We start from the raw sequence: 24511 nt of genomic DNA, 5'->3' as shown, positions 1-24511 counted from the left end.
GTGAGTTCGACATCCCGTACGGTCGCGCCCTGGGTGCGCACCCGGCTGCGGGCCGCGCCCGGTGCCGCGCTGGCGCTCGCGCTGCTGGTCGCGCTGACCGCCTGCCTGGCGGGGGCGCTGCCGCGCGCGGTCGACCGGTACGAGAACGCGGGGCTGGTGCACGCCCTGCGCGGCGCCCAGCCCGACCGCACCACCGTGCGGGTGACCGCCGATCTGCCCCTCCCGGGCACCTTCTCCGGCGACGTGTCCGAGGTCCTCCGCGACGACCTGCTCGGACGGAAGTACGAACAGGCGCTGCGCACGGCCGGCGGTCTGCTGCCCGTCGACCCGGACCAGTCGTCGTACGGCGTCGCCACCGCCAGGAACCAGGCGGTGGGCGACCCCTGGATCCCCCGCCCGGACGGGCTCCCCGCGAAGGTGGCGATGGCGTCGCTGAGCGGCCTGGCCGAGCACGCGAGCGTCCGCGCGGGCCGTCTGCCACGCGTCGTCGGCCCGCTGGGCGCCGGGACCCCCGGGATCGAGGCCGCCGTCACCGCCGCCACCGCCAAGAGCCTGCACATCAAGGTCGGTTCGGTCATCCATGTGCCCGGCGTCGGCCGTCCCCCGCTCGCGGTCCGGGTCACCGGCATCCTCACCCCGCGCGATCCCGGGGGCGCCTACTGGTCGACCGAACCACTGCGGCGCACCCCCTCCCTCGTCCCGACGCCCGGCCCCGGCCCGCAGCTGAGGTACTGGGTCGGAGCCCTCCTGATTCCACCGGACGCGGCACCCGCCCTCATGTACACCGGCGGGAATCCGGTCCGCTACTGGTACCTCGCCCCCGATCTCAGCGGGCTGCGCGCCTACGACCTGGGCGGCCTGCGCTCCGCCGTCGCCTCGCTGGAGAGCGGCCCCGGCCTGAACCGCACCCGCGCCGCCACCACCCAGGTCAGCGACGTCTCCACCGAGCTGGACACCGTCCTGGACTCGTTCTCCGGGCTGCGCTCCGGCATCTCCCCGCTCGTCGCCGTGGCCGGCGCCGGCGCCGGCACGGTCGCCGCCGTCGTCCTGCTCATGGCGGGCGGCCTGGCCGCCGACCGGCGCCGCACCGAACTCGCGCTGCTGCGGGCCCGCGGCGCGTCCCTGCCCGGCCTCGCCGGCCGGCTGCTGGCCGAGACCGCCGTGATCGCCGTACCGGCCGGGGCGCTCGGCCTGGCCGCCGCGCTCCTGCTGCTGCCCGGCGGCCGCGCGCGCTACGCCGTCGCCGCCGCGACGGCCGTCACGCTCACCGCCTGCGCCGCGCTCCCGCTGCGCGCCGTCCTCGCCCACCGCCCGGTCCAGGTCACCGCACCCCGCGCCGACGTGGCGACCGTACGGCCCTCCCGGCGCCGCACGGTCGTGGAACTGACCCTGCTGGTGCTGGCCGCCGCAGCGGTGGAGGTGCTGCGCAGAGGCGGCGCGACGGGCAACCAGCTGGTCTTTCTGGCCCCGGTGTTGATCGGCGTCGTCGCGGCCCTGCTGCTGCTCCGCCTCTACCCGCTGCTGCTGCGTCTGGCGGCCCGCCCGGCCGGACGGCTGCGCGGCGCCGTCGCCCAGCTGTCCCTGGCCCGCGCCGGACGCACCTCCGCCTCCGGCGTGCTGCCGCTCCTCGCTCTGCTGACCGCGCTGACCACGGCGGCCTTCGGCGGCTCGGTCCTCACGGGTGTGGCCGAGGCCCGGACCCGGGCGGCCCTGCTCACCGTCGGCGCCGACGCCCGCCTGGAATCCAGCGATCCCCTGCCGGCGGACCTGGCGGGACGCGTACGGCAGTTGCCCGGGGTGCGCGGGGTGGCCGCGGTGACCATCGCGTACCAGGCGACGGCCGGGGAGGATCAGGGGAAGGTTCCCCTGGTGGGCGTGGACCCGCGCAGCTACGGGGACCTGGCGGCGCACACGGGTCTGGGCCCCTTCCCTCGAGGGGCGTTGAAGCAGACCGGCGGCGTCAGGGCCGAGGGCCCCCTCCCGGCCCTCGCCTCCCCGTCCCTCGCCGCGACGTACGGCACGCGCCGCCCCTTCCCGGTGAACCTGCCGGACGGCGACACGGTCACCGTCCGCATCACCGCCGTGCGGGCCGACACGCCCGCCATCACCAGCTCCGACTTCCTGGTCGTGGACCGCGCCGGGCTCCCCTCGTCCGACGCCCGCCCGACCACGCTGCTGCTGACCGGCGACCACCTGGACGCCGGCGCGCTGCGCCGCGCGGCCGGCGGCTCGACGGGCGTCCTCGTCCAGGCCGAAGAGCGCTCCCGGTACGCCGCCTCGCCCCTCCAGACCGGCGCCGAGCACGTCTACACGGCCGCCGTGGCCGCGGGCGCCGGCCTGGCCGTCCTCGCCCTCCTCCTCGCCCTGCTGCGCGCGGCCCCCGAACGCGCCGCCCTGCTCGCCCGCCTGCGCACCATGGGCCTCACCCGCGCCCAGGGCCGCCGCCTCCTGGTCCTCGAGTCCCTCCCCCAGGCCCTGCTGGCCGCGGTCGGCGGCACCCTCACCGGCTGGACGGCCATCCGCCTCCTGTCCCCCGGAGTCGACCTCACCACCATCGCCCTCCCCGCCACCCAGGCCCCGGGCGGCCAGGCGGTCCTCCACCCGGACCCCTGGTCCCTCACCATCCCGGCGCTGGCCGTGGTGACGGCCGCGGTGGGCGTGGCAGGGGTGCAGGCATGGTGGACGGGGAGACGGGGGGCTGTGGGGGAGCTCCGGGCGGGGGATACCCGATGAGCCGCCCACTCAGCCCCGGCACAGGGCACCCAGGAGGCCCCATGACAGTCGAACCGACCCTCACCGACCTCGCCAACCAGGTCACCGAGTCCCGCAACCGCCCCGCCTACGGCCACGACGCCCTCATCACCTGCGACCGCCTGGTCCGCATCTTCTCCGCGGACGGCATCGAGGTGCAGGCGCTGCAAGGCCTCGACCTCCTCGTGCGAGAGGGCGAGTTGATGGCCCTGGTCGGCGCCTCCGGCAGCGGCAAGTCCACGCTGATGAACATCCTCGCCGGATTGGACACCCCCACCGCGGGCGCGGCGCGGGTCGCGGGCCAGGACCTCCTCGCCATGACCGCGAGAGACCGCCTGGCCTACCGCCGCGACACCGTCGGCTTCGTCTGGCAGCAGACCTCCCGCAATCTGCTCCCCTACCTCACCGCGGCCCAGAACGTGGCCCTCCCCCTGCAGCTCGCCGGCGCCCGAGGCCGCCGCGCCCGCGGCGCCCGCGCCCTGGAACTCCTGGAGCTCCTCCAGGTGGCCGACTGCCGCGACCACCGCCCGCACGAGATGTCCGGCGGCCAGCAGCAGCGCGTGGCGATCGCGGTGGCCCTCGCGGGCGCCCCGGCGGTGCTCCTCGCCGACGAACCCACCGGCGAGCTCGACTCCCAGACCGCCGCGCAGATCTTCGAGGCGTTCCGCACGGCGAACGAGAGCCTCGGCACCACCATCGTCATCGTCACCCATGACCAGGCGGTGGCGGGCGAGGTCCGCCGTACGGTCGCCATCCGCGACGGCCGCACCTCCACCGAGGTGCTGCGCCGCAGCGAGGTGGACGCCGCGACCGGCCACGAGACGGTGGTCGCCCGCGAGTACGCCATGCTCGACCGCGCCGGCCGCCTCCAGCTGCCCGCCGAGTACACCCGGGCCCTGAACATGCGCGAGCGGGTGGCCCTGGAACTGGAGCCGGACCACATCGGGGTGTGGCCGGACGACAGCGAGGGGGAACGGACAGAGTGAGCCGCCCTGCGATCGGGCGGCTCGGGGCGGCTCGGGGCGGCTCAGGGCGGCTCAGGGCGGCTCAGGGCGGCTCAGGGCGGCTCAGGGCGGCTCAGGGCGGCTCAGGGCGGCTCAGGGCGGCTCAGGGTGAGTCGGAGTGAGCTGGAGCGAATCAGAGCGAACCGGCGTGAACCGGCGTGAATCAGAGCGAATACGGCCGGATCGGCGAGGCCGGCACCGGCCGGCGCATCAGCACCTCGGCGAGGCCGGCGCATCGGCACCTCAGGGCGTCGACACCTCAGGGCGTCGGCTCATCCACGCACGCTGACGCCGAGCGTCCCGAGCCCCGCCCGCCGGACGGCCACGGAGCCGTACGGAGTCCGTAGCCTCAGCCACGCCCCCGACGAGAACAGCGCGGTGTCCCGCGCGGGAGTTCCCGGCCGCAGGAAGCCGAGGGACTGGGCCGCGTGCACGGCCCGTACCGGGAGCCGGGTCTCGCCGATCTCCCGGGACCAGATGTCCCGCCCTATCCGGTCCAGTTCCGCGCGGGTGCGCAGCTGCGGTGCCAACTCCTCGCTGCGGGACCGGAATTCGGCGACCGACCGGGCGACGGTGGTCCGCAGCGCCTCCGGTGCCGGCAGTCCCGGCTCCGGCTGCCAGCCGCCGCGCGGCGGCAGCAGTCCGGCCCACGGGGGTCCGGTGACCGCGGCCGGTACGGCGGCGGTGGCCGCCCGCTCGTCCACGGACTCCAGGAACTCTCCCGCGGAGACGGTCACGTCGAGGGTGACGTCCAGACCGTTCTCGTACGGCTTGGCGAGCCGCACCGCGCGGACCGCGAGCACCTCGAAGGACGGCGGCCGCCCGAAGACGGCGAGCGCGGTCCCGGCCGCCTGAAGGCGCACCGCGGCTCCACGGTCGTAGTGGAGCAGCCGGGAGAGGAAGGCGGCGAGGTCGGCCGCCTCCGTCTCGTCGGCCAGGTGCAGCACCGTCATGCGGCGACGGCCTCCTCGTCGGCCGCGTCCGTGTACTCCTCGAGGAACTCCCGCTCCTCCTGGGTGATCCGGCGCGGCCGCTGGGTCTCGAAGTCGAACGGTACGACGACCGTCGAGGCCCGTACGTAGACCAGGTCGTCGTCCTTCACCTCGTAGGTGATGGTGAAGGACGCGGCCCTGATCTGGGTGATCCACAGCTCGATGTCCACCGGATGGTGCCGGTGGACGAGCTGACGCTTGTAGTCGATCTCGTGGCGTGCCACCACGGACCCCTGCTTGAAATCCTTTTCCGGGCGGAACAGGAAGTCGATGCGGGCTTCCTCCAGGTAACGGACGAAGACCGCGTTGTTGACATGGCCGTACGCGTCCATGTCGGACCAGCGCAGGGGGCAACGGTAGACGTGACGCAAGACCGATCAGCCCCGGGTCAGCTTCTTGTAGGTGGCACGGTGCGGACGCGCCGCGTCCGGGCCGAGCCGCTCGATCTTGTTCTTCTCGTACGACTCGAAGTTGCCCTCGAACCAGAACCACTTGGACTCGCCCTCGTAGGCGAGGATGTGGGTGGCGACGCGGTCGAGGAACCAGCGGTCGTGGGAGACGACGACGGCGCAGCCGGGGAACTCCAGCAGCGCGTTCTCCAGGCTGGAGAGGGTCTCGACGTCGAGGTCGTTGGTGGGCTCGTCGAGGAGCAGCAGGTTGCCGCCCTGCTTGAGGGTCAGCGCCAGGTTGAGGCGGTTGCGCTCACCACCGGAGAGGACACCGGTCGGCTTCTGCTGGTCCGGGCCCTTGAAACCGAAGGCGGACACGTACGCCCGGCTCGGCATCTCGACCTGGCCGACGTTGATGTAGTCGAGCCCGTCGGACACGACCTCCCACAGCGTCTTCTTCGGGTCGAGGTTGGCGCGGGTCTGGTCGACGTAGGAGATCTTGACGGTCTCGCCGACCTTGATGTCGCCGGAGTCCGGGGTCTCCAGGCCCTGGATCATCTTGAACAGCGTGGTCTTGCCGGCGCCGTTCGGGCCGATGACGCCGACGATGCCGTTGCGCGGCAGCGTGAAGCTCAGGCCGTCGACCAGGACCTTCTCACCGAAGGCCTTGCCCAGCTTGTCGACCTCGACGACGATGCTGCCCAGGCGCGGGCCCGGCGGGATCTGGATCTCCTCGAAGTCCAGCTTCCGCATCTTGTCCGCCTCGGCGGCCATCTCCTCGTACCGCGCGAGACGGGCCTTGGACTTGGCCTGGCGCCCCTTGGCGTTGGAGCGGACCCACTCCAGCTCTTCCTTGAGCCGCTTCTGCCGCTTGGCGTCCTTCTGGCCCTCGACCTTGAGGCGGGTCGCCTTGGTCTCCAGGTAGGTGGAGTAGTTGCCCTCGTACGGGTACGCGCGGCCGCGGTCCAGCTCGAGGATCCACTCGGCGACGTTGTCGAGGAAGTACCGGTCGTGGGTGATGGCCACGACGGTGCCCGGGTACTTGGCCAGGTGCTGCTCCAGCCAGTTCACCGACTCGGCGTCGAGGTGGTTGGTGGGCTCGTCGAGGAGCAGCAGGTCGGGCTGCTCCAACAGCAGTTTGCAGAGCGCGACGCGGCGCTTCTCACCACCGGAGAGGTTGACGACCGGCCAGTCCCCGGGCGGGCAGCCCAGGGCGTCCATGGCCTGCTCGAGCTGGGCGTCCAGGTCCCACGCGTTGGCGTGGTCCAGCTCCTCCTGCAGCTTGCCCATCTCGTCGAGCAGCGCGTCGGAGTAGTCGGTCGCCATCAGCTCGGCGATCTCGTTGAACCGGTCGAGCTTGCCCTTGATCTCGGCGACACCCTCCTGGACGTTCTCCAGGACGGTCTTCTCCTCATTCAGCTTGGGCTCCTGCATCAGGATGCCGACGCTGTAGCCGGGCGCCAGGAACGCGTCACCGTTGGACGGCTGCTGCAGCCCCGCCATGATCTGCAGGACGGTCGACTTACCCGCGCCGTTCGGCCCGACGACACCGATCTTCGCCCCCGGAAGGAAGCTCAGGGTGACGTCGTCGAGGATCACCTTGTCGCCGTGCGCTTTGCGCGCCTTGCGCATGGTGTAGATGTACTCAGCCAAGAGAAACCGTCCGGCAGCTTGAAATCTGGCAGTGGGCAGATACACCCCATCTTGCCTGACGGCCACCCCTGGATGGAAACCAGCGGCCGTGAGGAGCGCTGACCTGGGCTTTCGTCGGTGTCGGCTGGGGCTCTCCTGTCACAGCCGGCCGCCGTCGGGCGGCCTCGGGCGCCTTGTACGTCCCAGGGGCGACCAGAGGCGGCCAGGGACGGCACAGAACCGATCACACGGACCCGCCCCCTTGATCTACTTGATCTACTTGATCGACGGCCGACGCCTGCGACGCGGGCCGCACCCACCTCAGCCGCCGGCAGCCGGCCACGACGGCGGGTGCGCCGGCCGGTCAGGCGCGCGCATGCCTCGCCGCACCGCCCACCGCCTCGACCTCCTCCCCGCCCTGTCGTCCGGGGGGGGCAGCCCGGAGACTCGTCCGGGACCTGACCGACGGCCGGGCTTCGTCGACGGCCGGGCTTCGTCGACGGCCGGGCTTCGTCGACGGCGAGGAGACGACCTGCCGGCGCCGACCGTCCTCGGCCCTGTCGGTACTCGGGCCTGCCGGTTCTCGGCCCTGTCGCGCGGCGTCCGTCGGGGAACCACACTGGCAGTGGGGCGCCCTCTTGGAGGCGCTTGCCCGCGACGGAAGGACGGACCATGCCCACGGACGCGCTTCCCGGCCCGCTGCGATTCCTGGTCTTCGGCGCGGCGCTGCGAGCCGATTCGGCCAATGCCCGCCTCGCCTCCCTCGTGGCCCGGCTCATCTCCGACACCGGTGCCACCGTCGACCTCGCCGGCATGCGTGACTTCGACATGCCCCTGTACGACGGCGACATGGAGGCAGGCGAAGGGCTGCCGGACGGCGCCCTCGCCCTGCGCGACCGGCTCGAGCAGAGCGACGCCTTCGTCATTTCTTCGCCGGAGTACAACGCCTCCGTACCGGGAGTGCTGAAGAACGCGATCGACTGGGTCTCGCGTGTCCGGCCGCAGCCGTTCAAGACCAAGCACGCGCTGCTCGTCTCCGCCTCGCCGTCGCTGATCGGCGGCAACCGCGGGTTGTGGGCCCTGAGGGTTCCCCTGGAACACCTGGGCACCCGCGTCTACCCGGACATGTTCAGCGTGGCCAACAGCTACGAGGCCTTCGCCGAAGACGGAACGCTGACCGACCCGGGGCTGCAGCAACGTCTCACCGAGACGGTGTCGGGTTTCCTCAGCCTCGTCGAAGCGGACGTGCGCTACGTCTGCCTCGAACGCCGTTGGTACGAGTTCCTGGGGGACCGTACCGAGGCGGCCATCACCCAGCGGGCCGAGAAGTGACGCCGGGACGCAGCACGTTCCCATCGGGCGACTGACGCCGGGGCGGCCGGCCGACCGGACGCGTGTCGCCGGCTGCCGAGAGACGAAAGGTCACTCATGCCGCAATCCATGCGCGCGCTCGTAGCCGGAGAGCTCGGCGAGCCGAACGACGTCCTGCGGCTGGAATCCCGGCCTGTTCCCACACCGGAAGCCGGCCAGGCGCTGATCCGCGTGAAGGCGACTCCGATTCACGCCAGCGATCTGCACGTGTTGCGTGGTCGCTACGGTTTCTCCCCCGAGTTTCCCACTGTCGGCGGGCACATGGAATGTGTGGGCCGTGTCGAGGCCCTGGGTCCGGACACCGAGGGACTGCAGGTCGGCGAGCGTGTGGTGGCCGTTGCCGTCCCGGCCGTACCCGGGCCGCGGGTGGCCGGCACCTGGCAGGAATACCTTGTTGCCGATACACACAGGCTTCTGCCGGTCCCCGACCGTCTGAGCGACTCCAGCGCCTGTCAACTCGCCGTCAACCCGTTGACCGCGCTGCTCCTGGTCACTCGCGAACTCGACGCACAACCGGGGGAATGGCTGTTGCAGACGGCGGCGGGCTCCACTGTCGGCCGGCTCGTCATCCAGTTGGCCGGACATCTGGGTATGCGCACGATCAACGTGGTGCGGCGGCGCGACGCCGTCGGGGAGATCAAGGCGCTTGGCGGCGACGAGGTCATCTGCACCGAGGACGAGGACCTGGTGCAGCGTGTGGCCGAGATCGCAGGACCGGCCGGCGTGCGCAAGGCCGTCGACTGTGTCGCGGGCCGCGTGGGCGCCCAGGTGTCCCAGGCATTGGCTCCGGGAGGAGAGGTCGTGGTCTACGGCGCGCTCTCCACCCACCGGCAGACCGACCCGGCGGCGCTGACCATTCCGCTGTCGGCGCGCTCGGTCATCTACGAGACCAAAGTGGTCCGTGGCTTCTGGCTGAACCGCTGGTTCGGCACCGCCTCACCCACGGATGCGCTGCGCGCGCTGTCCGAGGTTCGCAGCCTCGTCGCCGATGAGGTGCTGAGCATCCCCGAGGGCCGGCCGTTCCCGCTCGAACGCTTCACCGAAGCCATCTCGTTCGCCGAAACCCCCGCTCATGGCGCCAAACCGCTCTTCGTCTTCGAGGGACCGTAGTGCGCGGCCGGTGTGGAGAGGCGTCTTCCGGCTGAGGCAAGGACACGGCAGACTGCCGCTGTGTGGATACTGGTGACGGTCGCGGTGCTGCTCCTCGTGCTCGCGTCGGCCTCCGCAATCGTCCAAGCCCGTAAGGGCCGGTGGTGGAGCGCGGTCGCGGTCTTTCTGCCGTCCCTCGGTGTGGCGGCGCTGTTCGGCAGTTCGGAGTGGCGGAGTACGTCGCTCCTGTGGCTGTCGGTCATGTTCGTGGCGGCCGGCTTCGGCGCGGAGGCCATGGCCTACCAGAAGACGCGAACGCCTGCGAAGCAGCAAGCGGGGCAGTGAGCAGGGGCGACGCCTCGAGGCCGGTCGCCGTCGGTCGGACCCGCCGTGCGTCTACGGCTCGCGGGTGGCGTCCAGGACGTCGACCGAGATCCGGAACAAGAGGGTCGCGAGCGCCAAGATCAATCCGGCGGACACGACCACACGCAGCGCCACGCTGTCGGGGACGCCGCCGGCCAGCATCAGTACGCACAGTCCCACGTCACCCAGCACGATGACCGCGACGGACAGCGTGAAGACGCGCACCCGGCTCTTGCTCCAGAAGCGCACGCCGTTCGTCGGGTCCTCACTGCGTAACCGGCGCTGCTCCTGGCGTATGCGCTCCAGATGCCGGGACTCGAACACCAGCGCCAGCAGCAGCACCGGCAACACCTGCGCCACCGTCGCATAGAAGTCGCGTGGCATACATGCACTCCTGGAGTGTCGGTCCGACAAGCCGATCGCCTGCGGCAGGGCAGGGATCCTACCCAACTCACCAACTTGCATAGGGTAGTTGGCGAATCGCCAGATCGACTGACCTACAGGAGCGCAGACCCGGCCGGGGGCCGGGCCGCGCGCGGTGAGCGGGCCGCGGTGGAGGTCACTCGCCCTGGCGAATCTCCCGGTTGCGGAGGATGACCAGGACCGCGCCACCGATCACCACGAAGCCGATGGCCACTCCCGCGATCAGCGGGGTGATCGCGGAGCCGCCGGTGGCGGCGAGGTCGGTGTCGCCGGCGGCGGGCGTCGTGAGGGGTGTGGGTTCGCCGAGGGCCTGGGTGGTCTTCGTGGTGACGGGTCCCTGGGTCTTGCAGTCGAGGACGCCGGCGAAGCGGCGGCTGAAACCGTTCGGGCCGCTGATCGTGAAGTCGTAGGGTCGATCCTCCTCCAGCGGGACCGTGACCGTGCGGGTGGCCCCGGCGGGGACCGTGTGCTCGGCGCCCATCAGCTCGAAGGTGTAGGGCTGGTCACCCTTGTTGAACGCGGTGACGTCCACCCCGCCCTTCGCGCAGTCCGTCCGGGCGGAGACGGCCGGTATCGCGCCCTTGGCCACCCAGCCGGCGCTCGCGGTCGCGGAGACCGTGGACTCGCTGGAGCCGGCCAGGATCTGGGTCTGGCTGCGGGAGTCGGAGGCGAAGGCACGCCCCACCGGCACGGTGGTGGAGGCCTGCACGGTCAGCTGGGCCGCGCCGTCCGGCGCGTCCTCGGGGATGTCGAAGTACAGCCGGCTGCCGTCCTTCGCCGAGGTCATCACCTTGCCGGTCTTGTCGATGATCCGCACCCCACTGGTGACCGCGTCCGCAGGCGGGGTCACCGTCACACTGCGCGCGTTGGTGTGCACGGTCACCGGTCCCAGCAGGTCACCGGGGCGGCCGGAGACCGCGGGCGGGTCCAGGGTCAGCGAGGCCCGCGGCTCGGCGATGTTCCGGGCGCTCTTCTCCAGGTAGTCGGCGAGCTTCTCGGCCTGCGGGTCGACGGCGTCGGCCTTCGCGCCGTCCGAGTAGCGCCAGATGGCCACCTGGGTGCCGGCCGCCGCGTCCTGCTCGGTCAGGCCGCTCGCACCCGCCCGCCGTGCGAGCTCGGCGAGGTCGTTGACCTGGGGGTAGGAGTTCCGCAGGATCCAGCTGATCCGGCCGGCGTTCTCGTTGCCGCCCAGCGAGGTGCCGCTCCAGGCGGTCTCCTGGTACCGCGCGTCGCGCTGGGTCGGGTTGTGGAGGTCGACGCAGTACGTCTGCAGGGTGCCGCCGCCGTCCACGGACATCTCGAACAGGCCTGCCGACACCGGCAGATCGGCGCCGTCCTCGTGGATCACGGCCTGGCCGTAGACCTTGAGGCCGTTGATCGTGGCCGTCGCCCCGCCCTGGGTCTGCGGGGTCCCGTCGGCCAGGGCCGTACCGGCGCAGGACAGCACACCCGCCGCCGCCAGGCCGGAGGCCAGGACCACGGCGCCGGCGCGGGCGGCCATGACGGACCGGGTGAACCCAGAGAACGCAACAAGCACAGAATTCCCCTTCGCGCAGGACCCGTTGGACGTGGGGGAGGGTCCCACCAGCAGAATCGGCAGCCCAAGAAGGGCACGCCCGGCATCCTATGGATCAACGGGACCCCCACTTGCCGGTCGGATCGTCACAGGGCGGATCCGATCCGCAATCGTTATCGCGAGCACGGCGCGTGAGCTTTGCTCATCGACAAATCCACGGATCCGAACGGGTCGTTCGGGCCGTGATCTCCGTCGGACCGCGGCTCGGTGCCGGTGCGGGCGCCGCAGGTGCAGCGCACAGGCGCTCTGACGTCACGTCACTGCTGCTGGTTCCGGGGGCTGTTGGGCCGGGGGGCGTTGTTGGCCCGGTTCGGTGCCCGGAGGGTCCGCGGGCCGCGGTGTCTCCCAGGCGGGCTCCGGACGGCCCGCCGCCCCTGCCGAATCGGGCCTGGCCGAGCGGACGAAGGCCGCGGTACCGCGTGACAGATCGTGACCGATCGCCATCGCGTCGATGTCGGCCGACGCCCAACCCTGCTGCTGCCCCTCGCGCACCTCCGAGCGCACCTTCAGCCGGCCCTGGACGACGACCGGCTGACCCACGTCCACCGACGCCACGACATTGGTGGCGAGTTGGCGGTTGGCCCACACCGTGAAGAAGTTGGTGTGCCCGTCCTTCCAGAGGTTCTTCTCCCGGTCCCAGTAGCGCGCGGTCACCGCCAGCCGGAACCGGGCCGCCGGACCCGCCGCCGTCTCCAGGTACACCGGCCGCGTCGCCACGTTGCCCACCACACAGACCACGGTTACGTCTTAGGTATGGGTAACGAAAAATCGCCCATTCGAGCGCCTACGGTCAGGGCAGGGCGAAAAAAATATCCCGCCCTGTCCGAGGCTTGCGGTCCTCGGGCAGGGCGGGGGATCGTGCCAGCGAGACAGTCTGACGTACCATCAGAAAAAGCCTCTGACCTGATGCTGACATGTGAACACGTGCCCTCCACTTTTGTCGAGTGCCTCGCGACAACTCGGACTGGATCATGCAGCGACGTCGCGAGCTGGGCGAACGCATCGCCGACTTGCGAGCCGCCGCCCACCACACCCAGGAGAGCCTCTGCGAGGCCACCAGCCTGAGCCGCAGCCATCTCCAACGCATCGAATCCGGCGAGGCAGACGCCCGCTACAGCGATCTCCTGAGGATCGCCGCGATTCTCGGCACGCCCGTGTCCGAACTCACCCGCTGACCAGGCACGGGAAGACCCCGCCCATCTGCTACGGGGGATGCAGACGAGCGGGGCCGGTCAGGGGAATCAGCGGGTGAGGTTCCAGCGTGATCCGTCGGGCAGGTGCCAGACGTAGGCGCGGCCGTCAGGCTCCCGCGCGTAGCCGAACCTGTCCTGTGCCGGGCGACCGGCCGCGTTCCACCACACCCAGGCTTCCTCGGCCTGCTTCCACAGCCCCTCGTCGCCGCCGAAGGTCACCATGCCCTGGTTGTCGCCGGCGAGCGGGACGCGGGCCCATGAGCCGTCGTCACGCTGGAGCTGAAACGACGTCTCCCCCGTGTTGTCGTCGACGTAGTACACGACTTCCGTACCGGGCAGGTGGAACGCAAGCACGAGACGCAGCGGGTAGTTGCTGCGAATCTCCGCGGCCATGAGCCCCGTCGGCCGGGCCCCGGTCGCCGGCGGCCGCGCCGGGCGTTCCACGGCTGGGTAGGTGCGGGCCTCGCTGCGGGCGGGCATGAAGCGGCCCGTCGTGGTGGTGAAGAAGCCGCGGGTCTGGCCGTCGGCACTGTGGGAGAGCCGCACCAGACCGCCTTCGATCCCGAGTGCCACGTCGGTCAGCAGGAGGCCGCCGGGGCGCAGCTGGTCGATCCACGCGGCGGGGATGGACGGCACGGAGCAGGTGGCGATGATCCGGTCGAAGGGCCGGCTGCTCGGGTACCCCTGTGTTCCATCTCCCGCCATGAGGTGAGGCACGTACCCGGCGCCCCTGAGACGCTGTTGCGCGGCGTCGACCAGGCCCTCGTCGACATCCACGGAGTGCACGCGCTCGTCGCCGAGGCGCGCACACAGCAGGGCGGTGTTGTAGCCGGTGCCAGTGCCGATTTCCAGGACCCGGTGCCCGTCCTGGACGCCCAGGTCTTCGAGCATCCCGGCCATGAGGCTGGGCAGCGTGCTCGACGACGTCGGGATGCCGGCCCAGGCGCCTGCGTCGACCTGCTCGGCCGTCGCCGGGTCCAGGCCCGTCACGAGGGTCACGTCCCGGTAGACGGCCGCGAGGGCTCCCTCGTCTGCGGTGCAACGCCGCCGCCAGACGGTGATGCCACGGTCGTTGGTCTCCTGCTCGTACCACTCCGGGACGAACACGTGGCGCGGGACGGTGGCGAACGCTTCGGCCCACGGCCGGGTGCGGATCGCGCCGGCCTCGCTGAGTTCCTCGGCGAGTGCGGCCATGTACGGGCGAGCCGTGCCGTGGGCGGGAACGCTCATGGAGCAACTCCTTCGAGTTCGTCGGCGATGGCCTGGGCGATGGGCAGGCCGGTGGCGTGTTCGATCCAGTCCCATTGCCCGCAGGGGTTCGCCTCCAGGAACGTCCATCTGCCGTGCGGGCCGACGATGAAGTCCATGGCGGCGAAGCGCAGATCGAGCCGGTCCATGTAGCGTCGCACCCCGGCCGCGACATCGTCAGGTACTTGGGTGACCTCGTAGGTGAGGGACGCGTAGTCGCTGCGCCAGTCGATGACCGACGCGTCGCTTTCCGCGTGGATCTCTGCGGCCAGGAGCCGGTGCCCGACGACCGTGAGCCGCACCTCGTAGGCCTTCGGGATCCAGGCCTGGAACAGGTGGGCGGTGGTCTCGATGCCGCGCAGGTCGTCGAGGTCGTCCTCGGTGAGCAGGCGGGTGTAGACGGTCTTGAGCTGGTCGTCCTCGATCAGGACAGGGCTGGCGACCGGCTTGCAGATGACCTGGCCGCCGAGGTTGGCGATGTCGCCGACGAACGTGCGGACGGCGTCAGCACCGTTGGTGATGAGGGTAGGCGGGATGGCGAGACCGCAGGCGCGCGCGGTGGCGAGCTGGAGGGGCTTGTACTCGGCGCGGGACATGGCGGCCGGGTGGGAGACCCATCGGCAATCGAGCGCGGTGATGATGCCGCCCAGGCCGGACCGAGCCTGCGCGGCGGCGAACCGACGCTCGGGCTCCGACATGGTGGGGGGCAGCGCGAAGGCGTTCGGCGCGCGGTAGTAGACGGCGGTGATGTCGGCGATGTCGACCGCGCGGAGCGGAGTGGCGAGGCCTCCGGACCAGCCTCGCCGGGCATCGATGCGCCCGGCGAGGGTCAGGTCCATCGGGAACTCAGCGGTGTCCATACGGAACACCTCCGCGCCGCCGTCGGTGAGCGCCTTGACGACCCGGTCGGTTGGCCAGTCGTCGCGGGCCGCGATCACGAGAACGGCGGGCATCACGGCATCAGTCCTTCGTGCCCTCGTCGAGCGGCGGCGGGTTGGTCGTGCTGCCGTCCGGGATGGTCGGAGTGTGCGTCTGCATGTACGGCAGCGGGCCCTCGTACAGGCCGACGGACATCTGCAACTCCTCGTCATACACGGCGAGCGGCAGGACGACCGCCTGTGAGGCGTCGGGGGTGCGGACGAAGCGAAGGATCCAGGGACGGGACTCGGGGCCCGTCGGCGGCTCCGTGCTGTGCGGGATGCGCCCGCCTTCGGGTGCCAGCGGGAAGGCCTCCCGCAAGTCTGCAACGGTCACAGCTTGTCTCTCCTTGACTCGGTTGCGGTGGTCTGTCGGACGTGACCCGCCCCGCCGGCGTCTTGCGGGACACCGACGGGACGGGCGTTCTTGGGGTGCGGCCCTGACCCGGAGCGGCCGCCATGGGGGTGCGTCAGTGCGGTTTCCTCGCGAGCACCAGGGCGAGGGCGGGGCCGGTCACGGCCGCCACGTACACGAGCAGGCCAGCGATCGCCTTCATGAGGCGGTCGGAGGCTGCCGGTGGCACGAGCAGCCGCAGCGGCGCGAGAGCAGGATGCCGCTGGAGTGCGGCAGCGGGATGTCCTTGAGCTGCTGGCACTGCCTGTGCAGGCAGCTGTAGTCGGGCCGGCGCGCAACGGCGCATTCGGCGGACAGGTTCTCGGTGTCGCTCGCTGCGCTCACGCGCCACCGCCGAGCTTCTCGTAGTGGTCGCAGAGGGCGTTGACGGAGCGGGCGAGCTTTCGGGCCACGGCTACGCGGACGGCTGGCGTGTCGCCGTCCCCGACTCGCAGCTTCCTGGTCGCCTCACCGACGCAGGCGAACGCGCAGTGCCGGGAAACGCTGTCCTTCGGCTGCCGCCCGGCCTTCGCCTCGACCTCGGGGATCAGCAGCTCCAGGTGGCCGCGCAGCATCGAGGTGAAAGTGTCCAACTCCTGAGGGACCGGGGGAAGCGCTTCGGACCCGTCGTCCGGCCCCAGCAGCTTGGCCGCGGTCTCACGCATCGTGTCGATGTCCAGGGGCAGGGTCGCGTTGCTTGTCTCGACCGTGGTGTTCACCGGGTCACCGCCTGTCCGGCCCGACAGCGCCCGCACTCGCACGGCGGGTAGGCGGTGCTCATCATCGGCAGCTGCGGCAGCGGCTGATTCCCGAACGCGACGGTGACCGTGCCTCGGTCCCGGGTGATCGTGCCGTAGCGGTCCACTGTGTAGACCCGCATCGTCATCCCGTGCGCTCGTTTCTTGGGCTCGGGATGAGCGGTACCGTTCGTCATGTCGACGCTCCTCGCAGGTTTCGAGCGTTGGCCATGCCCCCGGATCGGTCGCACGGTCGCGGGGGTCCATGTGTCCCGGGAAGGTGTTGTTTCCGGTGCTCTTCTACGGTTCCAAGGAACGCAGTTGGCGTCACGAGCAGACGTGCCCAACTTTTCTGGACACTCAACGCGCGCGCTGACCAGCCAAATAGCCGTTCTTTGGACGGGTAGTTGGGCGGCATGTGGGGCCATTTACGGCTGACGGTCACTCAGGCGGGCGACAGCGCCGCTACCGTGAACTCATCAAGCACACGGTGCAGGGAGCATGCTGATGAACGCCCCTATGAAGCCTGGCTCGAAAGCCGACCGCGATGCCCTCCGACACGACATGACAGCTACGGGCTGCACCGTCGCGGACATCTCCATCGAGATGCGCACGCGCTACCGGATGCGCCCGCGTGAGGCCTGGCGGCACGCCCACGGCTGGACTCTTCAGGAGACAGCCGACCGCATCACCCGTGCCAGCCTCCAGCGGCCGGGCGGAGCAGTCGCAGCGGACGCGTCGCTCGTCGGCAAGTGGGAGAAGTGGCCCACACCGTCCACACGACGGCCAAGCTTGCCGGTGCTGCTCGCCATGGCCGACGCCTTCGGGTGCCGCGTCACCGACCTTCTCGACCTGGAAGACCGGCGCAGCCTGCCAGACGCCGACCTGCGTATGCTGACCGGCCACGCAGAGCAGCCCCGCACCGAGCCTTCGCCCCCGGCCATCACGCCGCCGCCAGCCCAGGAGCTGGAGCCGACCGGCCCAGATCTCGTACACCTCGCCGCAGATGAGTCTGCCACCTGGGCAATGTGGGCCGAGGCCAGCAACGTTGGGGACATCGCGCTCGAACAGCTGATGGCCGAGACCCACGCCCTGGCCTCCGACTACCTCATCTCCGACCCGGTCGGCCTCTTCCTGCGCACCCGAGCGCTGCGCGACCGCGTGTTCACCCTGCTCGAAGGCCACCAGTACCCGCGCCAGTCCGCGGACCTCTACGTCTCCGCCGGCTACCTTTGTGGCCTGCTCGCCTGGATGTCCTCAGACCTCGGCCAGCTCCGGGACGCCGAAACCCAGGGGCGTACGGCGTGGCTGTGCGCCGAACTCTCCGGCCACAACGACCTGCGCGCCTGGGTGCTGTCGACACGGTCCAAGGTTGCGTTCTGGGACGGACGGCTGCGTGAGGCCATCACCTTCGCCCGGCGCGGGGCCACCTACCGCACCTCCGGCTCCGTCGCCGTTCTACTGGCGTGCCAGGAGGCCGACGCCTGGTCGGAACTCGGAGCCGGGTCCGAAGCGCTCGCTGCACTGGCCCGTGCGGAGGATGCCCGAAGCACCACGCAGGGCGAAGACGAGGTTGGCGGCATCTTCGCCTGCGAACCCGCACGCCAGCAGAACTACGCCGCCGCGGTCCAGCTCCGCGTCGGACAGCCCGCCGACGCCCTACGAGCCGCAGAGGATGCCCTGTACCTCCTGTCGAGGCAGCGAGTCAGGGCCTACGGCACGGAAGCCCAGATCCACATCAGCCAGGCCGCCGCACACCTGTCCAGTGGTGAGGCCGAAGGAGCCCTCGAAGCACTGACACCCGTGCTGGCCCTTCCCCCCGACCACCGCCTGGCCCCGGTCGCCCACCGGCTCAGTGAACTCTCCGCAGAGATCGGCCGGCGACCCTGGCGCACCGGCGTCGCCGCGATCGGCCTGCGCGCGGCCATCGAAGAGTTCTGCGTGAACTCTGCTCCGCGCCAGCTTGCACTCTCGCCAGGCGAGGGCTCCGCCTGATTTGATCCCGGCCATGAGTACTCCGCCTCACACAATGCGCAACCACTGGTGGTGGCGGCCCGGTTGGAGCGTGGGCCGCCGCTTCTACACCTGGCACATGACCTTCGATGGCCAGGACGACGTACACCAGCTCGCCGCCCAGTACCGCAACGCGCTCGCGCCCCTCGGCGACATCCTGACCCCCATTCCGGACCGATGGTTGCACCTCACCATGCAGGGCATCGGCTTCGTCGGCGAGGTCAACGACCAGGACGTCCACGCCATCGTCGACGCCGCAAACGTCCGTCTCGCCGCGGTGCCTGCCTTCGACCTCCAGATCGGTCCGCATGTCCCGGACCCGGAGGCCATCCTGCTGCACGTCCACCCGGACGGCCCCGTCCACGCGGTACGGAACGCGATCCGCAGCGCGATCGGTGACGTCCTCGACGAGGTCCCTGAGAACGCTGACGGCTTCACGCCGCACGTCTCCGTCGCCTACAGCGCCGGCGACGGACCGGCGGCCCCCATCCGGGAGGCCCTTGCCGGGCTCGACCTCACTCCGGCGCACGCCCGCATCACCAGCGCGGAACTCATCGTGATCCACCGCGACCATCAGATGTACGAGTGGGAGCCCTTTGCCACCGTGCCGCTGGGCTGAACAACCGAGGGCCCCGGCAGCTCGAACAGGAGCGGCCGGGGCTCGAACCATCCCTTCCACCCGGGGGGAGCGAAAAAAAGGGGGCGGCCAACCGCCCCTGGGAGAGCCGGATCTAGACGACTCCGGTGAGGCAGTGGGGCGACCCCAATGCGCCACTCTGGCCGAAAGACGCAAGACTCCGGACCTGCGGAAAATCCCCGCGCCCTAGGTGGGCGGCGATGCGTCACCGTGTGAGCCGGATGCTGCGCGGCTGCCAGCGTTCGCGGACGATGACGCCCTTCTTCTCCAGTTGCCTGAGGTGGTAGTGCACCGAGCCGATGCTGCCGAGCCCTACCTGCTCGCCGATCTCGCGCAGCGTGGGCCCCTCTCCGTGTTCGGCGATCGCCTCACGGATGCACGCCACGATCTGCTGTTGCCGCTTGCTGAGATACGCCACTCGGTGCATGCACTTAATTAGATCGCGTGTTCGATTTTCTACGCAAGGCTACGAGGCGGCAGGTCCGTGCCGCGCCAGGCAGTAGCAGGCCGCGTAGATTCGGACACATGAACGAGGCGCCCAGACGCATCGACCCCACCACGGACCGCGCGACGGCCGCCTTCATGCTGGGCTGTCCCCCGGACCAGGTCGGCTCCTGCCCACGGTGCCAGGGGCTGACGCAGCGCCTACGGTCCAGTCTCGCGTGTGCCAGGCCTGCCGCGCGGCCGAGGCGTCCGCCAACGGGACCGAGGGGGCCGCACCGAGGGCATGAAGAAGCGCCCCCGCCGCAAGGAACGCGGCGGGGGCTAGCCATATCAGTTGAACTGGCGGCGTCGAGGGGCTTACTCCTGCGGGACCGAGTTGGACCAGCCTGCGATCTGGGCCAGAGGTGCGCGCCACAGCCCCAGGCGCTGACGGGTCGAACCGCTGACGAACGTGGCCTGCTTCAAGTGAACAAACCTGACGGGCCGATCCTCGTCTCCATCCTCGCCCTTCATGGAAGCCACCTGAGACAACACATCGCCAACCCACTCGTTGGCCTGACCGACCTCCCGCAACCAGAGCTTCTCCCAGACATCCCGGGAAACCAGCTGGCCGTAGACGAGGCCGCCGCTCACGTTGAAGCTCATGCTGAGGCTGCTGTCTTCCCCCAAATTCTCCAGCAGCTTCACCAACGCCAAAAGGTAGAAGTCGTAGATCGGCTCCACCACCGTGGGTCCGTCAACCACCGGTTCGGCACTCTCTGCGCGCGACTCGCTCATCGTTCCTCCGTGTTCTGATGTGAGGCGAAGTGCTCCTGGGGCGCAGAGGGTATAGGGCGCCACTGACAATGCCGCCAAGATGACGCCCCCGTGGAGAAGCGCCCCCGCCGCAGGAATGCGGCGGGGGCTCGGTGATCTGTGGGGTCTACAGACGGATCAGTGGACGAAGAACGCGACGACCGCGGCGGCCAGGGCGCCGGCGCCGACGAGGGCGCCGATCTGGGCCAGCGGCCAGCGGCCCCGCTTCAGGTCCTCCAGTTCCGCGCGCAGCGGCTTCAGTTCGTCCTCGCGGATCTTCTGGAACTCGCCTTCCATGTCGGCGCGCAGCTGGCGGACGTCGGCGTCGGTCCGCGTCGTACGCTCGACGAGGATGCCGAGCGTGCCCTTGATGGACTCCAGACCCGTGTTGATCTCCCCTCGTAGCTGCGCCAGCTCAACAGCGACATTCGTCGTCGGGTCCGGGGCCCCGCTCACGATGCGTCCGTGGACCCTCGGTTCGGCACGGCCCACGTCACGGCGTAGGCGCCGAGGACGGCGAGCGCGATGGTGATGCCCTCGGCAGTCGTGACCGTCCCGTCCTGCACCGCCGTCGCGGCAGCCGCGGAACCGGCAGCCAGGCCGCCCGCGACTGCCTTCCACACCTTCGAGATCTTCATGGTCTGTCCTTCCGATTCAGGCGACGACGCCGAAGCCGTGTTTGTCGCCGAGCTTCTTGAGGCTGGTCATGCCGGGTATGCCGTCCGCGGCGGTCCCCGCGTAGCCGAGGCGGCGCTGCCAGCGGGCGTACGCGCTCTTCGTCAGCGTGCCGAACGAGCCGTCCACGTACGCGGCGGCGAGCAGGTTCTCCGCCTTCAACGCCCGCTCCACGACGAGGACTTCCGTCTTGTACGTGGTGTGGCCCTGCGGTGCGGCCGGATCCCGCTTCGCGGCCGCCACCACGTGCGCCAGCGACACCTGCGGCCGCGTCGGGACGGATGTGAACAGGTTCGGCATCGGGCCGGGGTCGACGTGGCTGTTGCCGGGTATCTGGTTGTGCCCGTAGTGCCCCCCGCGATGGAGCCAGGTGTCCAGGGAGACGGTGTCACGGGCGAACGCGGTGGGCGCGCCGCCGGGCCACACGTCGGGGATGCCGAGGCTCCGCAGCCAGGCCATGATCTGGTCGAGACCCTTGCACGGGGTGTCCTGGACGGTGGCGTAGCGCTTGCCGTTGACGGTCTCGCCCGCGGTGAACACGGTCTCGATCTGCACGCAGTAGGCGCCGGTCCGGTTCGTCTTCACGTCACCCGCGTTCTCCAGTGCGAGCGCGCGGGAATCGGCAGGGAAGAACTGGGCGATCTGCCCGGTGAACGGGTCCCACAGCAGATGCGGAGCCACTCCGGCGCCGCCGCCGGTGAACCAGCCGAGTTCGCGGGCGAACGTCCAGTCGGTGGCGTTGCTGGTGATGTGCCAGACAGCCCGAGACGGGCCGCCGTTCATCGCCCCGGTGTTACCGAGGGAGTGCCGGAACGCTCCCGGCATCCAAAGGTCGGGCATGGTCAGGCTCCGTTCACGTGGTTGTCGCGTCCCCGCGCCTGCATCAAACCCAGCCCCTGAACCAGGCATGGATCCGCGGCAGGAGTGGGCGGCGGGTGGAAGTCAGGAGGGCTGCATCTGCCGGGTCTCGCGGGCGCTGGCGCTCTTGACGCCGGTGACGTTGCTGTAGCCGCCGCGGGTGGAGAGGGCATTGACGACGTCCTGGAGGGCTGCGTCCGCGTCGGCCTCAGTGGCAACGTCCTCGATGATGATCCGGGCGGCTACCGTGACGGAACTGACAGTCCCGAACCGGGCGCTGACCGTCCAGGTCGTCTCTTCGGTGGATGAGGTGGGCGGATCGTAGGCCATGAATCTCTCCCTCTACGCCTTGATGGTGGTGACGATGACAACGCCCGCGGCACCAGCCGAGCCGGCGGTCGCCGCGTTGCCGGACCCGCCGCCCTGGCCGTTGGAGCTGCCAGACGCGCCGCCGCCGTACTGACTGCCGGCGATGCCCGAAGCGGTACCGATGGCAGCGCCGGCCGGGCGTGCTCCCTGACCGAGGAATGAATTGCCGCCGTGGTTGCATTTCACGGCGAGGCCGCTGATGACGACACCGGCACCGCCTCCCCCGCCGGGGATGCGCACGGTGCCGCCGGTGCCGCCGGTGCCGCCGTCGCCGCCGGCGCTGCTCAGCACGCCCGACGCTGATGTGACGGCGCCAATGCTGCCGCCGCCGCCCAGCGCGGTGATGGTCGCCCCGAAACTGCTGGTGCCGCCGTTGCCGCCTGCGTTGGCGCCGGTAGTGCCCGCCGTGCCGCCTGCGCCGACGGTCACTGCGACGGTTGCGCCCAGTGACGAGGCGGCGTATGTGCCGCGTGCGTATTCGCCGCCGCCTCCGCCGGGGGCGCATGCGGACTGGCTGCTGGTCGTCGTGGCCGAGCCGCCGCTGCCGCCGCCTCCGCCCTGCACCTCGACGACGACCCAGATCGCGCCGGCGGGCTTGGTCCAGGTACCGGAGCTGGTGAACACCTGCACATCGACCGAGCCGGGGATGATGCCGTCCGCGCCCGTGGCGAGCGCGGCCAGATGCTCCCACAGCCTGGTGTGGTCGGTGGACTCGGGGTAGACGATGCCCTTGGACGTGGTGAGGCTCACGTGGAACGCCTCCAGGAGAGCGAGAGCGTGAAGGCCGCTGACCAGCTGCCGCGGCCGGCGAGGTGGATGTACGGGTCGTCGCTGCTGACGGCGATGGCGATGCCGCCTCGGGTGCCGTCGATGAGGGCTTGACCCCAGCTGGTGGGGAGCGTGAACGTCGTCGAGTCGTTGATCTTTAGGCTGGGGCCGCTGGTGGTCTCGTTGAGGGTGGGTGCACCGCCGGGGCGGGCCTTCTGGGAGACGAGCCGCAGGGTGGCGGAGCGGGCCGAGTAGTCGCCCGCACTCAGTCGTTTGATCTTCACAGTGGCTTTGGTGCAGGTCGCGCCACCCAGCGTGCTGGGTTTGCTGCCATAGAAGGCGACTCCCGTGTTTCGTCCGAACGAGCTGCCGCCGTAACGGCCCTGGTACAGGTCGAACGAATTCGTCGGGTCGCCGTCGGAGCGCCAGGAGCCGTCGCGATAGCAGGCGGTTGCCGTTGGCACGCAGGTGAGGGTGCCTGTTGTCACGACCGGTTTCGGCGCGGGCGGGGTGTCGCCCGGGTCCGGCCCCGGGCTGTCCGGGGGCGGAGGCGGCGTTGGCGTCACGGTCGGGGCGGCCGGGACGACATTCGTGACGTAGTAGGTGCTGCCCAGTCGCGCCAGCAGCACGATGTTGCCCACCGCGATGGCCAGGCTGGTCGCGACTCGCGCCGTGACCTGGATACCGCCCACTTTGACCAGGCATGCCCCGGACGACACCGTGGTCTGGGCGATGCCGCGGACCATTCCGATGCCTGCCAGGGACACGCGTGTGTTCGCGAAGTCCGCCATCTACAGCACTCGCAAGGTCAGGCTCTGCTCGCCGGGCGAGTAAGGCAGCGTCAAGGACTCGATGACACACCGGGCGTTCCGCAGGTCGGCGCCGGTGACGGTCACGATGTCGCCAGTAACCAGCCCCGGGTGAGGGATCATCGTCACGCCCAGTTTCCGGAAGGCCTGGCGGCGCAGAAGCTTGAGCTGAGCGGCCGCCGCGGTCCGGCACTGGGCGACCGTTGTCAGCAGCGACGACTGGTACAGGTAGGGGATCGGCAGCGGGCTGAACGGCCCGTCGAACCGGAACGGGCTGAGTCCATCTGCGTCGTAGACGACGCCCTGGATCTGGGTGCCGGCGCTGTCCTCCCCTTGCGCGACAACGCAGTTGAAGGCGCCATCGCGGGTGGTGGCACCCTGCCAGCGGACGACGGTGCCGGTGTCCCGGTCGTCGGTGATGCTCAAGACGGAGCTGCCTGCGTCGCTGACCGGTTCGATCAGGAGGTAGCCGTCCTCGGTGACGCGTTCGGCGGCCCCCCAGGCGTCCAGGACCTCGGTGACCGCGGCGAGACGGTCGGAGTCCCACTGCATGCCCAGCGGGACCGCCCGGTCGACCAGGCTCCCGTCGAACTGCACGGTCAGGCCGGGCTCGACGAGCGCGCGCACAACGGAGGCGAGGGTATCGCTGCTCGACGGCTGGAACGGGGCGACGAGTTTCGCCTCGTCGATGAGGGTCAACAGGCCGGCGCAGGTGACGGAGACCGTGTCACCGTCGGCCGAGCTTTCGGTGATGAGGAACCAGCCGCGGTTGATCCACTCCCAGCCGTTGCCGACGTCGACGCCGTAATCGATCCTGAGCATCTGCCCGTAGGCGGCGAGCGGGTGGGCCGGATCGGTGCCCGGGTCCCAGTCGAACCCGGCGTCGCGCCGGGGAACGGTGAGGCTGATCTGCTCGGGTACCGCGAGGGAGCGGTCCCGGTTCTCCGTGCCGTCCACGATGGGGATGTTGTCGGCGATGAGCTGCCCGTCGAGCCAGGACTCGGCGCGCATGGCCATGGTGTAGCTGCCCTGGACGACAGCGAGCGCGGTGGCGGACATGTCGA

Annotated in this window: 29 protein-coding genes; 8 read left to right on the top strand and 21 right to left on the bottom strand. The window is 70.6% G+C overall.

Going from position 1 to position 24511, the window contains the following annotated elements:
- Entirely contained in the window at positions 1-2733 is a 2733-nt protein-coding gene (locus ACWD5D_RS03300) for an FtsX-like permease family protein (protein ID WP_451371078.1), read from the top strand.
- Between the two features lie 41 nt (positions 2734-2774).
- Positions 2775-3737 (top strand): ABC transporter ATP-binding protein, encoded by a 963-nt coding sequence (locus tag ACWD5D_RS03295; RefSeq protein ID WP_451371077.1) that lies wholly within the window; start codon positions 2775-2777, stop codon positions 3735-3737.
- Positions 3738-4027: 290 nt separating this feature from the next.
- On the opposite strand, the gene ACWD5D_RS03290 is transcribed toward ACWD5D_RS03295, so the two are convergent.
- From ACWD5D_RS03290 to ettA, 3 genes are read right to left on the bottom strand one after another with little or no spacing between them, the layout of a single operon-like run.
- Positions 4028-4708 (bottom strand): hypothetical protein, encoded by a 681-nt coding sequence (locus ACWD5D_RS03290; protein WP_451371076.1) that lies wholly within the window; start codon positions 4706-4708, stop codon positions 4028-4030.
- Positions 4705-5118, bottom strand: a complete 414-nt coding sequence (locus tag ACWD5D_RS03285) for an acyl-CoA thioesterase (RefSeq protein ID WP_451371075.1) — start codon at positions 5116-5118, stop codon at positions 4705-4707. The genes ACWD5D_RS03290 and ACWD5D_RS03285 overlap by 4 nt, the downstream gene beginning before the upstream one ends.
- A gap of 6 nt (positions 5119-5124) precedes the next feature.
- The gene (gene ettA / locus ACWD5D_RS03280) at positions 5125-6789 is read right to left on the bottom strand and encodes an energy-dependent translational throttle protein EttA (protein WP_451371074.1); all 1665 of its coding nucleotides are present in this window, start codon (positions 6787-6789) and stop codon (positions 5125-5127) included.
- 651 nt (positions 6790-7440) lie between these two features.
- Here ettA and ACWD5D_RS03275 point away from each other — a divergent pair.
- From ACWD5D_RS03275 to ACWD5D_RS03265, 3 genes are all read left to right on the top strand, one after another.
- A complete protein-coding gene (locus ACWD5D_RS03275) occupies positions 7441-8100 on the top strand; it encodes an NADPH-dependent FMN reductase (RefSeq protein ID WP_451371073.1) in 660 nt (219 codons plus the stop codon).
- A 96-nt stretch (positions 8101-8196) separates the two neighbouring features.
- A complete protein-coding gene (locus ACWD5D_RS03270) occupies positions 8197-9249 on the top strand; it encodes a zinc-dependent alcohol dehydrogenase family protein (RefSeq protein WP_451371072.1) in 1053 nt (350 codons plus the stop codon).
- A 60-nt stretch (positions 9250-9309) separates the two neighbouring features.
- Positions 9310-9573 carry a hypothetical protein gene (locus tag ACWD5D_RS03265; RefSeq protein WP_451371071.1) on the top strand — a complete coding sequence of 88 codons (264 nt, stop codon included), beginning with the start codon at positions 9310-9312 and terminating at the stop codon, positions 9571-9573.
- A 51-nt stretch (positions 9574-9624) separates the two neighbouring features.
- On the opposite strand, the gene ACWD5D_RS03260 is transcribed toward ACWD5D_RS03265, so the two are convergent.
- The 3 genes from ACWD5D_RS03260 to ACWD5D_RS03250 all read right to left on the bottom strand — a co-directional run bounded on the left by ACWD5D_RS03260 (position 9625) and on the right by ACWD5D_RS03250 (position 12307).
- Positions 9625-9975, bottom strand: a complete 351-nt coding sequence (locus ACWD5D_RS03260; protein WP_451371070.1) for a hypothetical protein — start codon at positions 9973-9975, stop codon at positions 9625-9627.
- 175 nt (positions 9976-10150) lie between these two features.
- A complete protein-coding gene (locus ACWD5D_RS03255; protein WP_451371069.1) occupies positions 10151-11515 on the bottom strand; it encodes a Cys-Gln thioester bond-forming surface protein in 1365 nt (454 codons plus the stop codon).
- 327 nt (positions 11516-11842) lie between these two features.
- Positions 11843-12307: a single-stranded DNA-binding protein gene (locus tag ACWD5D_RS03250; RefSeq protein ID WP_451371068.1), complete on the bottom strand. Its 465-nt coding sequence runs from the start codon at positions 12305-12307 to the stop codon at positions 11843-11845.
- Between the two features lie 227 nt (positions 12308-12534).
- Here ACWD5D_RS03250 and ACWD5D_RS03245 point away from each other — a divergent pair, with 227 nt between their 5' ends.
- Positions 12535-12765 (top strand): helix-turn-helix domain-containing protein, encoded by a 231-nt coding sequence (locus ACWD5D_RS03245; protein WP_451371067.1) that lies wholly within the window; start codon positions 12535-12537, stop codon positions 12763-12765.
- A 66-nt stretch (positions 12766-12831) separates the two neighbouring features.
- Here ACWD5D_RS03245 and ACWD5D_RS03240 read toward each other — a convergent pair whose 3' ends face one another.
- The 6 genes from ACWD5D_RS03240 to ACWD5D_RS03215 all read right to left on the bottom strand — a co-directional run bounded on the left by ACWD5D_RS03240 (position 12832) and on the right by ACWD5D_RS03215 (position 16276).
- Positions 12832-14013, bottom strand: coding sequence for a methyltransferase domain-containing protein (locus ACWD5D_RS03240; protein ID WP_451371066.1), 1182 nt, complete (start codon positions 14011-14013; stop codon positions 12832-12834).
- A complete protein-coding gene (gene tgmB / locus ACWD5D_RS03235; protein ID WP_451371065.1) occupies positions 14010-14984 on the bottom strand; it encodes an ATP-grasp ribosomal peptide maturase in 975 nt (324 codons plus the stop codon). Before tgmB ends, ACWD5D_RS03240 begins: the two co-directional genes overlap by 4 nt.
- Positions 14985-14991: 7 nt before the next feature.
- Positions 14992-15285 (bottom strand): putative ATP-grasp-modified RiPP, encoded by a 294-nt coding sequence (tgmA, locus tag ACWD5D_RS03230; protein ID WP_451371064.1) that lies wholly within the window; start codon positions 15283-15285, stop codon positions 14992-14994.
- Between the two features lie 216 nt (positions 15286-15501).
- Positions 15502-15687, bottom strand: coding sequence for a hypothetical protein (locus tag ACWD5D_RS03225; protein WP_451371063.1), 186 nt, complete (start codon positions 15685-15687; stop codon positions 15502-15504).
- The gene (locus tag ACWD5D_RS03220; RefSeq protein ID WP_451371062.1) at positions 15684-16061 is read right to left on the bottom strand and encodes a DUF6415 family natural product biosynthesis protein; all 378 of its coding nucleotides are present in this window, start codon (positions 16059-16061) and stop codon (positions 15684-15686) included. The genes ACWD5D_RS03225 and ACWD5D_RS03220 overlap by 4 nt, the downstream gene beginning before the upstream one ends.
- A complete protein-coding gene (locus ACWD5D_RS03215) occupies positions 16058-16276 on the bottom strand; it encodes a hypothetical protein (RefSeq protein WP_451371061.1) in 219 nt (72 codons plus the stop codon). Before ACWD5D_RS03215 ends, ACWD5D_RS03220 begins: the two co-directional genes overlap by 4 nt.
- Positions 16277-16643: 367 nt before the next feature.
- Between ACWD5D_RS03215 and ACWD5D_RS03210 the strand changes: the two genes are divergently transcribed.
- Both ACWD5D_RS03210 and ACWD5D_RS03205 read left to right on the top strand, forming a co-directional pair.
- Positions 16644-18074, top strand: coding sequence for a helix-turn-helix transcriptional regulator (locus tag ACWD5D_RS03210; protein ID WP_451371060.1), 1431 nt, complete (start codon positions 16644-16646; stop codon positions 18072-18074).
- 13 nt (positions 18075-18087) lie between these two features.
- On the top strand, positions 18088-18711 hold the full coding sequence (locus ACWD5D_RS03205) for a 2'-5' RNA ligase family protein (protein WP_451371059.1): 624 nt from the start codon (positions 18088-18090) through the stop codon (positions 18709-18711).
- 223 nt (positions 18712-18934) lie between these two features.
- Here the strand turns inward: ACWD5D_RS03205 and ACWD5D_RS03200 are convergent, their stop codons facing one another.
- The 9 genes from ACWD5D_RS03200 to ACWD5D_RS03160 form a co-directional block, all read right to left on the bottom strand.
- On the bottom strand, positions 18935-19156 hold the full coding sequence (locus tag ACWD5D_RS03200; protein WP_451371058.1) for a LexA family protein: 222 nt from the start codon (positions 19154-19156) through the stop codon (positions 18935-18937).
- Positions 19157-19530: 374 nt separating this feature from the next.
- Positions 19531-19950: a hypothetical protein gene (locus tag ACWD5D_RS03195; RefSeq protein ID WP_451371057.1), complete on the bottom strand. Its 420-nt coding sequence runs from the start codon at positions 19948-19950 to the stop codon at positions 19531-19533.
- A gap of 156 nt (positions 19951-20106) precedes the next feature.
- Positions 20107-20424 carry a hypothetical protein gene (locus ACWD5D_RS03190; protein ID WP_451371056.1) on the bottom strand — a complete coding sequence of 106 codons (318 nt, stop codon included), beginning with the start codon at positions 20422-20424 and terminating at the stop codon, positions 20107-20109.
- Positions 20421-20606 (bottom strand): hypothetical protein, encoded by a 186-nt coding sequence (locus ACWD5D_RS03185; protein ID WP_451371055.1) that lies wholly within the window; start codon positions 20604-20606, stop codon positions 20421-20423. Before ACWD5D_RS03185 ends, ACWD5D_RS03190 begins: the two co-directional genes overlap by 4 nt.
- 16 nt (positions 20607-20622) lie before the next feature.
- The gene (locus ACWD5D_RS03180) at positions 20623-21483 is read right to left on the bottom strand and encodes an endolysin (RefSeq protein WP_451371054.1); all 861 of its coding nucleotides are present in this window, start codon (positions 21481-21483) and stop codon (positions 20623-20625) included.
- Positions 21484-21585: 102 nt separating this feature from the next.
- The gene (locus ACWD5D_RS03175) at positions 21586-21831 is read right to left on the bottom strand and encodes a hypothetical protein (RefSeq protein WP_451371053.1); all 246 of its coding nucleotides are present in this window, start codon (positions 21829-21831) and stop codon (positions 21586-21588) included.
- A 12-nt stretch (positions 21832-21843) separates the two neighbouring features.
- On the bottom strand, positions 21844-22620 hold the full coding sequence (locus ACWD5D_RS03170) for a glycine-rich domain-containing protein (RefSeq protein ID WP_451371052.1): 777 nt from the start codon (positions 22618-22620) through the stop codon (positions 21844-21846).
- Entirely contained in the window at positions 22617-23429 is an 813-nt protein-coding gene (locus ACWD5D_RS03165; RefSeq protein WP_451371051.1) for a hypothetical protein, read from the bottom strand. Before ACWD5D_RS03165 ends, ACWD5D_RS03170 begins: the two co-directional genes overlap by 4 nt.
- Positions 23430-24506 carry a DUF5047 domain-containing protein gene (locus tag ACWD5D_RS03160; protein WP_451371050.1) on the bottom strand — a complete coding sequence of 359 codons (1077 nt, stop codon included), beginning with the start codon at positions 24504-24506 and terminating at the stop codon, positions 23430-23432.
- Between the last annotated feature and the right edge of the window lie 5 nt (positions 24507-24511).

Source organism: Streptomyces sp. NPDC002520 (genome assembly GCF_053595235.1).
Note: the sequence above shows the minus strand (reverse complement) of the source record. Positions and strands in the feature narration are given on the sequence as shown.

What these genes read in the sequence shown, in the direction of transcription:
- ACWD5D_RS03185 (WP_451371055.1), bottom strand. Translation starts at nt 20,606, where the DNA reads ATGAAGATCTCGAAGGTGTGGAAGGCAGTCGCGGGCGGCCTGGCTGCC.
- ACWD5D_RS03195 (WP_451371057.1), bottom strand. Translation starts at nt 19,950, where the DNA reads ATGAGCGAGTCGCGCGCAGAGAGTGCCGAACCGGTGGTTGACGGACCC.
- ACWD5D_RS03180 (WP_451371054.1), bottom strand. Translation starts at nt 21,483, where the DNA reads ATGCCCGACCTTTGGATGCCGGGAGCGTTCCGGCACTCCCTCGGTAAC.
- ACWD5D_RS03200 (WP_451371058.1), bottom strand. Translation starts at nt 19,156, where the DNA reads ATGCACCGAGTGGCGTATCTCAGCAAGCGGCAACAGCAGATCGTGGCG.
- ACWD5D_RS03210 (WP_451371060.1), top strand. Translation starts at nt 16,644, where the DNA reads ATGACAGCTACGGGCTGCACCGTCGCGGACATCTCCATCGAGATGCGC.
- ACWD5D_RS03175 (WP_451371053.1), bottom strand. Translation starts at nt 21,831, where the DNA reads ATGGCCTACGATCCGCCCACCTCATCCACCGAAGAGACGACCTGGACG.
- ACWD5D_RS03270 (WP_451371072.1), top strand. Translation starts at nt 8,197, where the DNA reads ATGCCGCAATCCATGCGCGCGCTCGTAGCCGGAGAGCTCGGCGAGCCG.
- tgmB (WP_451371065.1), bottom strand. Translation starts at nt 14,984, where the DNA reads ATGCCCGCCGTTCTCGTGATCGCGGCCCGCGACGACTGGCCAACCGAC.
- ACWD5D_RS03295 (WP_451371077.1), top strand. Translation starts at nt 2,775, where the DNA reads ATGACAGTCGAACCGACCCTCACCGACCTCGCCAACCAGGTCACCGAG.
- ACWD5D_RS03275 (WP_451371073.1), top strand. Translation starts at nt 7,441, where the DNA reads ATGCCCACGGACGCGCTTCCCGGCCCGCTGCGATTCCTGGTCTTCGGC.
- ACWD5D_RS03205 (WP_451371059.1), top strand. Translation starts at nt 18,088, where the DNA reads ATGAGTACTCCGCCTCACACAATGCGCAACCACTGGTGGTGGCGGCCC.
- ACWD5D_RS03165 (WP_451371051.1), bottom strand. Translation starts at nt 23,429, where the DNA reads ATGGCGGACTTCGCGAACACACGCGTGTCCCTGGCAGGCATCGGAATG.
- ACWD5D_RS03160 (WP_451371050.1), bottom strand. Translation starts at nt 24,506, where the DNA reads ATGTCCGCCACCGCGCTCGCTGTCGTCCAGGGCAGCTACACCATGGCC.
- ACWD5D_RS03215 (WP_451371061.1), bottom strand. Translation starts at nt 16,276, where the DNA reads ATGACGAACGGTACCGCTCATCCCGAGCCCAAGAAACGAGCGCACGGG.
- ACWD5D_RS03255 (WP_451371069.1), bottom strand. Translation starts at nt 11,515, where the DNA reads ATGGCCGCCCGCGCCGGCGCCGTGGTCCTGGCCTCCGGCCTGGCGGCG.
- ACWD5D_RS03240 (WP_451371066.1), bottom strand. Translation starts at nt 14,013, where the DNA reads ATGAGCGTTCCCGCCCACGGCACGGCTCGCCCGTACATGGCCGCACTC.
- ACWD5D_RS03260 (WP_451371070.1), bottom strand. Translation starts at nt 9,975, where the DNA reads ATGCCACGCGACTTCTATGCGACGGTGGCGCAGGTGTTGCCGGTGCTG.
- ACWD5D_RS03290 (WP_451371076.1), bottom strand. Translation starts at nt 4,708, where the DNA reads ATGACGGTGCTGCACCTGGCCGACGAGACGGAGGCGGCCGACCTCGCC.